Below are 10,240 nucleotides of genomic sequence, written 5' to 3' on the forward strand. Positions count from 1 at the left end.
CTAGTAGCGGTTTTTTTATTGAGCGATCAACCTGATCATAGCCAATATACAACTACATCTAACAAAATCTAACGAAGGAAAATACCAGTCAACCTTGCTAGCAAAAAGAATAATGTCCTCAACACTGACAGAAAATGTCCGCAAGACAGTACTGGAGAATGGTCTAACTGTCTTGACAAAAGAAGTGCATACTGCGCCAGTAGTGACGGTGCAAGTGTGGTATCAGGTTGGCTCACGCAACGAAGAACCGGGCGTGAATGGCATTGCACACCAGTTGGAACACATGATGTTTAAAGGCACTCTAAATCGTCCAATTCAATTTGGACGTTTGTTTAGTGCTTTAGGTAGTGATTCCAATGCTTTCACCAGCTATGATCAAACTGCATATTACGGTACTGTGGAACGAAACAAGCTGAAAGCGCTCTTAGTGCTGGAAGCAGACAGAATGCAAAATTCCCAGATTGAGCCAGAGCAATTAGCGAGTGAGAAGCGGGTAGTAATTTCCGAGTTGCAAGGTTACGAAAATAGTCCAGAATATCGCCTCAACCGCGCCGTAATGCAGGCGGTGTTTCCCAACCATGCTTATGGGTTGCCTGTAGGTGGTACCAAAGCTGATGTTGAGAAATTTGAAGTTGAGCAGGTACAAAAATATTATCGCAATTTTTACACTCCCGATAATGCCGTCTTAGTGATTGTTGGAGATTTTCAAACTGCAAACACCCTCGAAATAATTAAAGAAGTATTTGGCAAACTACCAAAGAACAGTGCTGAGAAACGAGTGCTGAGTGCTGAGTCAAAAGCCTCACTCAGCACTCAGTACTCAGCACTCAGGACTCCCATAGTATTGCGAGAACCGGGAGCAGGGGGGCTGTTACAAGTTGTGTATCCGCTACCGGATGCAAATCAACCAGATGTGCCAGCACTGGATGTGATGGACTACATCTTTACAGAGGGACGGAATTCTAGACTTCATCAGGCATTGGTGGAGTCAGGTTTAGCTAATGAAGTTACAGCATCCGTTACCAGTTTGCGGGAATCTGGCTGGTATGAGGTGTTGGTGACGGCTGGTTCTAAACAAGATTTGAAAAAAATTGACTCAGTGTTGAGTAGTGCGATCGCTAATGTAGCAGAAAAAGGCGTGACATCTGAGGAAGTTGAACGAGCCAAAACCCAATTAACGGCAGATGTAATTTTGAGTAATCGTGATATCACCTCTCAAGCAATGCGATTAGGCAATGATCAGACAACTGCTGGTGATTATCGCTACACAGACCGCTATTTGGCAGCTGTCCATCTGGTGAAGCCAACGGATATTGTCGCTGTGATTAACAAATACTTGACAAAAGAAGCCCGGACAGTAGGCTTTTTTGAACCAACCCAGAAGCAGATAACAGAAGTTGGTGACAAACCAGACTCAGCCCATACTACAGAAAATTTCTCTCCTGTAGCACCTGGACTTTTTTCTGAGGTGATGAAATACTTACCGCCTGTGGATTTGGTTACAGATGCGTTGCTTGCCGTCGTTGACATTAGCGAAGCAGCGAGTCTTCTCCCAAGGGGAGACGCCAAGGGCGAACGAGCGTCAGCCTCTGGTAGAGAAGACATCGCCCAAATCCTCCCACAGCAATTTAAATTTACCAACGGACTGCGGATATTACTGCTACCTGATAATAGTACTCCCACCGTTACCCTGAGCGGTCATATTCAAGCCGGGACGGAATTTGATCCAGATAATAAAGCTGGACTGGCTGCTTTTGTAGCAGAGAATTTGCTCAATGGCACCAATAGCAAGGATGTCTTAACTATTGCCAAAGTCTTGGCACAACGAGGGGCGAGTTTAGACTTTCAAAGCTACCGCGAAGGTGTGCATATTGAGGGTGATAGTTTAGCAGAGGATTTGCCGATACTCCTTGAGATATTGGCAGATGTTGTTAAAAATTGTACCTTTCCAATAAAAGAATTGGAACTGCATCGTCAACAAACTTTAACTGATCTGCAACAGGAATTAGATGAGCCATCAGAAGTAGCCAGAAGAATATTTGTTCAGTCAATTTACCCGAAAAAACATCCCTTACACAGCTTTCCCACAGAGGCGAGTTTACAACAGATTCAGCGTCAAGATGTGATTGATTTCAAAGCTAAATATTATCGTCCAGACACGACAGTGCTAGCGCTGGTAGGAGATTTTGATCTGGACAAAGTGCGATCGCTGATTAAAAATAAGTTTGGTAACTGGGAAGTTAACGGCCAAGCACCAACATTAAAATATCCTCCGGTGCCAATGCCCGATAAAATAGTCAGTGTCAACCCAGTTTTACCAGGTAAAGCCCAAGCTGTTACTTATATGGGTTGCACAGGTATTAACCGTTATGATCCTCGGTTTCACGCAGCCTTAGTATTGAACCAGATTTTGGGAGGCGATACCTTATCTAGTAGACTGGGTGCCCAAGTGCGCGATCGCCAAGGTTTGAGTTATGGAATTTATAGCTACTTCCAAGCCGGGAAGAATGCAGGGACATTTTTGATTGAGATGCAGACTAGTCCAGAAGATAGCATTAAAGCGATCGCTAGCACCCACCAAATCTTACAGCAAATCCATCAACAAGGTGTCACCGCACTGGAAGTAGAAACAGCTAAACGCACCCTCATCAGCAACTACAACGTTTCCTTAGCAAACCCAGAGGAATTAACAGATAGAATTCTGATGAATGAGGTGTACGAACTAGATAAAGTAGAATTGCACTCCTTCACTGATAAAATCCAGAAAGTCACCCTTGCCCAAGTTAATCAAGCGGCTCGTGAGTTACTCCACCCAGATCAAATCGTGGTAGTCACTGCTGGGCCATCTGTGTGAGCAGAAAAAAGCAATTAAGTAGAGATAGGCATTGGGCATGGATAATATAAAGAATGGGTAAAGTGATTTTTCCCGCTACCGATTAATTGTTTATACTCACCAGCATTGTTCTTTGATAACTACTGATGAAAATTCACAAATATTTATATCAAATTGTAATTACATTTGTTAATTTCCCCGGTACTGCTTGGCTGCAAATGTCACGGCTTAACTACGTGATATTAACGTTGTTTCTGAGTTTCAATTTCATCGCTGCTACTCCCGCAATGGCGGCAAATTTGTCTGGCGATTTGCTCAAGCAGCCAGCCACAGAAATTACAGTTAGCTTGGGTAATGCGGCTAACGAACTCAAATTTGAGCCAAATCATTTGGAATTACTGGCAGGCAAACGCTATCAACTACGGCTTACCAATCCCAGCCAACTGAAACACTATTTTACTGCTAAAGATTTTGCCGATGGCATCTGGACACAAAAAGTTGAAGCAGGCAAAGTAGAAATCAAAGGAGCCATTCACGAACTGGAACTCAAGCCAGGTGCTGAGGCCGAATGGGTATTTGTGCCCCTGAAATCTGGCACTTATGGCTTACGTTGTCCAATACCCGGACATACAGAAGCTGGTATGATTGGAGAAATTGCCATCAAGAATTAAAAATTATTCAACTAATAAAGATAATTGAGCAGTAACAAATTCTCAGCGCCCCTCTGTGCCTCTTTGCGTTAAAATTCCAACCCTCAATTTCCCACGATTTTACGCAAAGCTCTACTAAGTCCCATAGTGTGCGGCGAAAAACAAGTTATGGCGCTTTTGATTCAAGTCCAACACATCAGGAGTATGCGAATATGTTATTCTATATACATTAGCGGCTAAACTCGAAGAATCCGGATCAGGGATTAAAATAACTTAAATTATAGATATTATTTCTCAAGTAATCTAGAGAAAGCATTGATAGTTAAGCGGCAGAGCCACCAGTAATTATTAATTTCCTATGAACATTTTCAGTAACTTACTTTCTCAAACAACTCAGTCTGCAACTGCAAAAAAGCAACGCCGAGGAATTGAAATTAAATCGCTGCGTGAAATTGAAATCATGCGGCAATCAGCGACAATTGTGGCAACTGTCCTCAAAGAAATTTCTGAGCTAGTAAAGCCAGGAATGACAACGGCTGATTTGGATACTTATGCAGAAAAACGTATCCGCGAAATGGGTGCAACACCGAGTTTTAAAGGATATCACGGTTTTCCAGGTTCTATCTGTTCCAGCATTAACAATGAAGCAGTACATGGCATTCCTAGTCCTAAGAAAGTGATTCGGGTGGGGGATGTATTAAAAGTAGATACGGGCGCTTATTACCAAGGCTTTCATGGTGATTCTTGCATTTCAATTGCTGTCGGTGAAGTGACGGAAGAAGCTGCTAAATTAATTCGCGTCGCAGAAGAAGCTTTATATAAGGGTATTGAACAAGTAAAGGCGGGTGTATACCTACTTGACTTAGCTGGAGCAATTGAAGACCATGTGAAAGCTAACGGCTTTAGTATAGTCGAAGAGTTCACTGGACACGGTGTCGGTCGTAACCTGCATGAAGAACCTTCAGTATTCAACTACCGTACCCGCGAGATGCCGAATGTTAAACTCCGTGCGGGGATGACGCTGGCAATTGAGCCAATTTTAAATGCAGGTTCTAGACACACCCGAACATTATCTGACCGTTGGACAGCAGTCACCGTGGATAATTCTTTGTCGGCTCAGTTTGAGCATACAGTTTTGGTGACAGAGACTGGTTATGAGATTTTGACTGACCGTTCTCAGGTGTAATTACCCAAGTTGCGGGTTATGAAATTCCCGGTGCTTGGTAACGGTCGATTCAGGCGATACTTCTGGCGGGCTATGCCTACGCGCAACATTGTATCAAAAGCTTATCTCATAAGCTTTTGATGCCATGAAAAAGCTTTTTTTTCATCGCTAGATAGCTATCTAACCCAAGTTGATAGTTATCGAAAAGTACCTTTTTTAAGTACAAAATTTAAGTTTTTGGTATTTAGCAGTAGTTAAAATCCAATACGGTTGGGTTAATGGCACTAACCCAACCGTATTGAGTTAAAATCTGGTTTTTTTGTATCTTAATGATACTGTTTTTTGGATTATTTTACTGATAGCCGCATAGTTAGTTTTATAAATAGGAAGCGTTTCTTTAGCTTGTATAGAGACAAACGTACTCTCTGGAATCGCTTCTAATAAATTAATTGCCTGTTGCCATTTATCTTTTGCTTGCTGCCGAATTAGTAGTGAATCAGGTGAATTTTGTACAAATAAATTAGCTTCTATTGCTAGTTTTTGGGCTGATTCTAAGTTTGCTACAGCTTTATTTTCAATTAAGACCCTTTGATTGATTGCATTATAGTTAATCCGATAGTAAGCTAATTTATTCTTTGCCCTGTCATAAATTGATGTTTCATTAGGAATACTATCTAACAAGATTATTGCCTGATGCCATTTGTTTTGTGCTTGTTGCCAGACTTTTAGAGGATGCGGTGGATTTTGAACCAGAGAAGCAGCCTCCATACCGAGTTTTTGAGCAGATTTAAAGTTGGCGTTCGCACTTCCTTCTTGAGTTAAACTTAGACTCATCTGCTGCAATTGTGGACTTTGCTCTTTAATTTTCCAAACACCAAAACCTAAGATTAATAAACTTGAGGCTATAATCAAAGACGAACGGACTATTTTTGGTGTCGAAAACTTTGGTACTATTTCTACATGCTGGCTAAGAATTGGTTCTTTACTACTTTGTTCTTCAATCTTTTTTAGTGCTTCTTCTGCCTGTTCTCTTAAAGTGTCACCCTGAATAATTAAACCAGCAATTTGTTCTTGGAAAAAATCACAATCATTCAGAATATCTGTCAATTCTTGAAATTTCCCCTCACTCGATATAATTAATTCGTGGTCATCATCTAACCACTCTAAGGCGAAGCCAGATTTACCATAGAAAGCAGACACGCCTAATAAAATATTTAATAAGCTATGACTACTTTTAATAGCATTAAAAATATAATTTAATTTTTGTTGTAACTCTAATAGCTCATTTTGAAAACTGCTGATTTTTTGAATTTGACGCTCTAAAATATTAAAGTTGCCAAAGTCTAAGTTAATCTTTAAGCTTTCAGAAATTAGCTGAAAATTGGCGGTGAGGCTGAGATGATTAATATCAGAATTTAGTTGATTGACCAACTGGACATCACTGAGAATATCGGCGGCAATCGCCTGCAAAAAATAACCCCATTCAATCCAGTCATCAATTTTTGATTGTAAATCAGTTAATGAAATTTCAGTTTCTGAGTGGCCAAATTTTTCTGCGATCGCTGGATCTACTAATCCCACACTAGGTATAAACAAACTAGCTACTGTACCTATTCGAGGAAGTGTAGCGATCGCCGAATTTTTGATGTGATCAAATTTCAATTCCTGAGCAATTAATTTTTTAAGATTCCGTAGTTGTTCCTGAGCATTATTGATCAGGATAATTTGTTCGGTGATTTCATTAGAATCGCCAATAGTCAGTTTTAGACTCTGAATCAGTGTTGGCAATTCACTCACAAGTACTTCTAGGTTAGCCATAAATACCCCTTGGGGATTTGTCGAAAGTTTATGCGAAACAATTAAAATGGCTTGAGTAAGACCGTAACCACGCCTATTGCATCTGAGCATCCTAGTTAAGTCACAAATCTCAAGAGCCATAAAATGTATAGTTCCCATAAATCCTGCTAAAGTAACAATTTAAGTTTTAAAATCCCAGAGAAAGACAAAATTACCCATCCACTAACCTATGAATGAAGTTGATTTAGCATTTACCCCAGCACTAGAGTTGGCGCAATTAATTCGTCGCCGGGAAGTATCACCGCTAGAGTTAGTGGAAATATATTTACAACGGATTGGGCAGTTGAATCCCCAATTAGGAAGTTATTTTACGGTGACGGCAGAACTAGCGATCGCAGATGCCAAAGCCAAAACAGAATTATTGACAACTACCTCAGAACTACCGCCATTTTTTGGGGTGCCGATTTCGATTAAAGACCTCAACGCTGTAGCAGATATTACCTGCACTTTTGGAAATCTGGCATTACTGAATAATATCCCTAACTATGATGATGGGGTTGTGACAAGGATTAAGCAAGCTGGATTTACTATTCTCGGTAAAACAGCCACTTCCGAATTAGGTTCATTACCTTACAGCGAACCTACGGGTTTTCCCCCAGCCAGAAATCCGTGGAATTTAGAATACACCCCTGGCGGTTCCAGTGGTGGCGCGGCGGCGGCGGTAGCAGCCGGATTGTGTGCGATCGCTCAAGGTTCTGATGGCGGTGGTTCAATTCGGGGGCCTGCGGCTTGTTGTGGTTTGGTGGGACTAAAACCATCCAGGGGCAGGGTGAGTAAAGCACCCGTAGGCGAACGTCTGGCTGGAATTGCCGCCAACGGGCCACTCGCCCGGACTGTCGCTGATGCTGCCGCCTTTTTGGATACCATATCTGGCTATGTCACAGGCGATCCTTACTGGTTGCCTGATCCCGAAGCATCATTTCTCGCCGCGACTCAGACAAAACTCGGTGCTTTGCGAATTGCTTTTGACACTAACATTTCTCCTTTGGGAGAAGCTGACGCCAACTGTCAGCAAGGTGTCCGCCAAACAGTCGAGTTATTAGAACAACTTGGCCACCAAGTTGAACAGAAATCCCCAGATTTTAGCGGTTTAATTGAACCATTTCAAATCGTCTGGCAAGCTGGGGTGGCTGCGTCGGGACTTCCTGTTGAAGCCTTGCAACCAGTGAATCGCTGGCTATTTGCCCGCACAGGTTCTGTTGCTGAGTACCTGCAAGCAGTTTCTCAAATGCAGATAGTGGCACGGCAGATTGTGGCGTTTTTCGATACCGTGGATGTGTTGGTATTGCCAGTTTATCTACATTCACCGATCATGGTTGGGGAATGGGCTTCGCTGAGTCCAGAAGAAACATTCCAAAATATTATTCAATGGGTTGCCCCTTGTCCGCCTGCGAATGCAACTGGACAACCTGCGATCGCAATTCCTGTAGGTTTTGATAGTAAGGGTTTACCCATCAGTGTGCAGCTAATTGGGAAACCTGCGGCTGAAGCTACCCTGATCAGCCTAGCAGCCCAATTAGAAGCGGCTAACCCTTGGATTCATCATCGTCCAGCCTTTGCAACCTAAGGCTAATCATGCAGGCATCCCTGGAACAACTTTCACAGAACAGATTATTGTGTTTGCAAGTTTAGAAACAGCAGACAAAGTAAATTTGCAACCTTACACTCAGGTGCAACGCCATCGCAAAGGAGAGATTATTCTGCATGAGAGCGATGTCTTACCAGCAAAACTCTATGCTGTTGTCAGTGGATCAATTCAAGTTACCAAAACAGCAACAACGGGGAAAGAAACTATTTTACGCGCCCTAGCTGCTGGAGAAATTTTTGCGGCTCCTGCTTTGTTGGGAAATGGAATTTCTCCGGCAACTGTCACTGCTGAATCTGATTGTGAGATTCTCACTTTAGAGCGAGATACTTTATTAAAAGCTATTGGAGAAAATCCTGAAATTGCATTACGAATGCTGATAGTTTTTAACAGTCGGATTCAGCAATTACATGAAACAGTCCACGGATTAGTTTCTGAAAGAGCTATTGTTCGCCTTGCCAGATTAATTCAATATTTTGCTGCTGAATCTGGAACTGAATTTACTTCACAAGGCGAGTGTTTAAAAGTAAAATTGTCTTATTATCGCATGGCTCGGAGTAGCGGCATTAGTTACGAAGAATGTGTGCGGTTAATTAAAAGTCTCAAGTCAGTAATTGCTTATAGTCGGGGTGGGACGATTATGATACTTGATGCTGAGAAATTGGATGCGTAGTTTACCGCCGCAGGCATCGCTTTTGGTACATTACCATCTGAACATATTAGCTAATACGCTCTCTAAAAATCCGGGTGGATTTTTGCAAAAAACTACGAGAAAATAGCGATCGCCTGTTTTTAGTTTAAACACCAGCTGCAAGCTACAATCGGGAATTATATTCCCTTTCTTTTATCTTATTAGAAAATTGGGATGCTTGCGTGCTTAAACCTAATTTCTTTAGCAAAAAATATTTATATCTTTCTAAAGTAGACACACTAAATGTGCTTTTGAATAACCATGCATCTTTATCAACTGTAAAGGGAGTTCCAACCTTAGCGACAAGAAACGAAGAAGTATCATCGGAATTTGAAACTAACTCTTCCCAATTAGTTGGCTGTTTTTTACCCCAATTAAAAATTTTATTTAAACTTACGACTTCTAAAAGTTCTCTTCTAATTAAAGATGCTGAATTTCCAAAATATTGAATGGGATGAGAAAAAATATTACTTCCAAAATAATCTTTACTAGGACCCCACTGTCCCCCAGTGCTTGTATCTACATGCATTAAATTTATTCCCATAATATTTTTATCTTCATTAAGAATAGTCAGACCATGTTCCAATATCTTAATACAGTCTTGATGTGTTCCAACTAGTTCAATATCGTCATCTAAATGTAAAATATAATCAGATTTACAAAGATTTAGACTAATAAGAATTCCAAAATTACTATGAGGGGGGTGGCTCATAGTATTATATCTTACACAATCAAAACGATTGATTTGATTGGATGATTGAAGTAGCTTTATGCCATTTAAATCAGGACTACTATCATCTAAAAATATTTTTTCAGCAAAAGGAAGCTCTAGTACTTTAGCCCAGCTTTGTATAGCACGACGAACAATAAATGGACGGTAATCACGTAACGACTTAATATATGAGCATGTAGAAAATGATGTTTTTTGCCACAAATCGTTTCTGGAATTTTTGATATTAGGCATTTTTTTAGACTTTCATACTGTATTTAGAGCAAACGCCATCAACATAATCTTTTGGTAAATTCGGTTTTATTACCAATCTGCAAAACAATTGTGGCGCTATCGTCAACCCGTTCGCTTAATTTAAAGTATGACATTTCGTGCTACGCTATGCGCTATCAAAACTCAAAATTCAAAATTAAGAACCTCATAACCCCCTAAAACACCGATAATCAGATAGAAGCAGAGCCTAGCTCAGTAGCGTTAGTAAAAATTTTTGCAATAACTTAGAGATTTGTACGACTTCTAGCCACAGTCGAAACTGTAGGAGTGTTTCTTGGAAGATTAGCGTAAATCCTAGGGCGTGTCATCAATTGAGCCAAATGACAGAAGCAGCCAGATAAATTGCACCTAAAAAGTTTGCAGCGCGTTTGTCGTAGCGTGTTGCGAGCGCTCGGTACTGCTTGAGTTTGGCAAAAAAGTTTTCAATAAGATGACGGGCTTTGTATAAGTCCCGAT

8 protein-coding genes are annotated in these 10,240 nt (G+C 41.0%); 5 read left to right on the forward strand and 3 right to left on the reverse strand.

Annotation, left to right across the window (positions count from 1 at the left end; genetic code table 11):
- Positions 1-112: 112 nt before the first annotated feature.
- The 3 genes from V7K36_RS32200 (at position 113) to map (ending at position 4,669) form a co-directional block, all read left to right on the forward strand.
- Positions 113-2,854, forward strand: coding sequence for a M16 family metallopeptidase (locus V7K36_RS32200; RefSeq protein WP_335121922.1), 2,742 nt, complete (start codon positions 113-115; stop codon positions 2,852-2,854).
- A gap of 197 nt (positions 2,855-3,051) precedes the next feature.
- The gene (locus tag V7K36_RS32205) at positions 3,052-3,504 is read left to right on the forward strand and encodes a cupredoxin domain-containing protein (RefSeq protein ID WP_335121934.1); all 453 of its coding nucleotides are present in this window, start codon (positions 3,052-3,054) and stop codon (positions 3,502-3,504) included.
- Positions 3,505-3,841: 337 nt separating this feature from the next.
- Positions 3,842-4,669, forward strand: coding sequence for a type I methionyl aminopeptidase (gene map, locus V7K36_RS32210; RefSeq protein ID WP_334824811.1), 828 nt, complete (start codon positions 3,842-3,844; stop codon positions 4,667-4,669).
- A gap of 282 nt (positions 4,670-4,951) precedes the next feature.
- Here the strand turns inward: map and V7K36_RS32215 are convergent, their stop codons facing one another.
- Positions 4,952-6,466 carry a hypothetical protein gene (locus V7K36_RS32215; RefSeq protein ID WP_335121924.1) on the reverse strand — a complete coding sequence of 505 codons (1,515 nt, stop codon included), beginning with the start codon at positions 6,464-6,466 and terminating at the stop codon, positions 4,952-4,954.
- A gap of 208 nt (positions 6,467-6,674) precedes the next feature.
- Between V7K36_RS32215 and V7K36_RS32220 the strand changes: the two genes are divergently transcribed.
- On the forward strand, positions 6,675-8,072 hold the full coding sequence (locus V7K36_RS32220) for an amidase (protein ID WP_335121926.1): 1,398 nt from the start codon (positions 6,675-6,677) through the stop codon (positions 8,070-8,072).
- The gene (locus V7K36_RS32225; protein WP_442948538.1) at positions 8,062-8,763 is read left to right on the forward strand and encodes a Crp/Fnr family transcriptional regulator; all 702 of its coding nucleotides are present in this window, start codon (positions 8,062-8,064) and stop codon (positions 8,761-8,763) included. The genes V7K36_RS32220 and V7K36_RS32225 overlap by 11 nt, the downstream gene beginning before the upstream one ends.
- 142 nt (positions 8,764-8,905) lie before the next feature.
- Here V7K36_RS32225 and V7K36_RS32230 read toward each other — a convergent pair whose 3' ends face one another.
- Together V7K36_RS32230 and V7K36_RS32235 are read right to left on the reverse strand one after the other, a co-directional pair.
- Complete coding sequence (locus V7K36_RS32230) at positions 8,906-9,745, reverse strand: hypothetical protein (protein ID WP_335121928.1); 840 nt, start codon at positions 9,743-9,745, stop codon at positions 8,906-8,908.
- A 346-nt stretch (positions 9,746-10,091) separates the two neighbouring features.
- On the reverse strand, positions 10,092-10,240 hold a 149-nt coding region (locus tag V7K36_RS32235), incomplete at its 5' end, for a transposase (RefSeq protein ID WP_335121935.1).

Source organism: Nostoc sp. (assembly GCF_036919555.1).
GTDB lineage: Bacteria > Cyanobacteriota > Cyanobacteriia > Cyanobacteriales > Nostocaceae > Nostoc.

Excerpts from the sequence above, each read along its gene's own strand:
- V7K36_RS32220 (WP_335121926.1), top strand. The coding sequence starts at position 6,675 with ATGAATGAAGTTGATTTAGCATTTACCCCAGCACTAGAGTTGGCGCAA.
- map (WP_334824811.1), top strand. The coding sequence starts at position 3,842 with ATGAACATTTTCAGTAACTTACTTTCTCAAACAACTCAGTCTGCAACT.
- V7K36_RS32230 (WP_335121928.1), bottom strand. The coding sequence starts at position 9,745 with ATGCCTAATATCAAAAATTCCAGAAACGATTTGTGGCAAAAAACATCA.
- V7K36_RS32200 (WP_335121922.1), top strand. The coding sequence starts at position 113 with ATGTCCTCAACACTGACAGAAAATGTCCGCAAGACAGTACTGGAGAAT.
- V7K36_RS32215 (WP_335121924.1), bottom strand. The coding sequence starts at position 6,466 with ATGGCTAACCTAGAAGTACTTGTGAGTGAATTGCCAACACTGATTCAG.
- V7K36_RS32205 (WP_335121934.1), top strand. The coding sequence starts at position 3,052 with ATGTCACGGCTTAACTACGTGATATTAACGTTGTTTCTGAGTTTCAAT.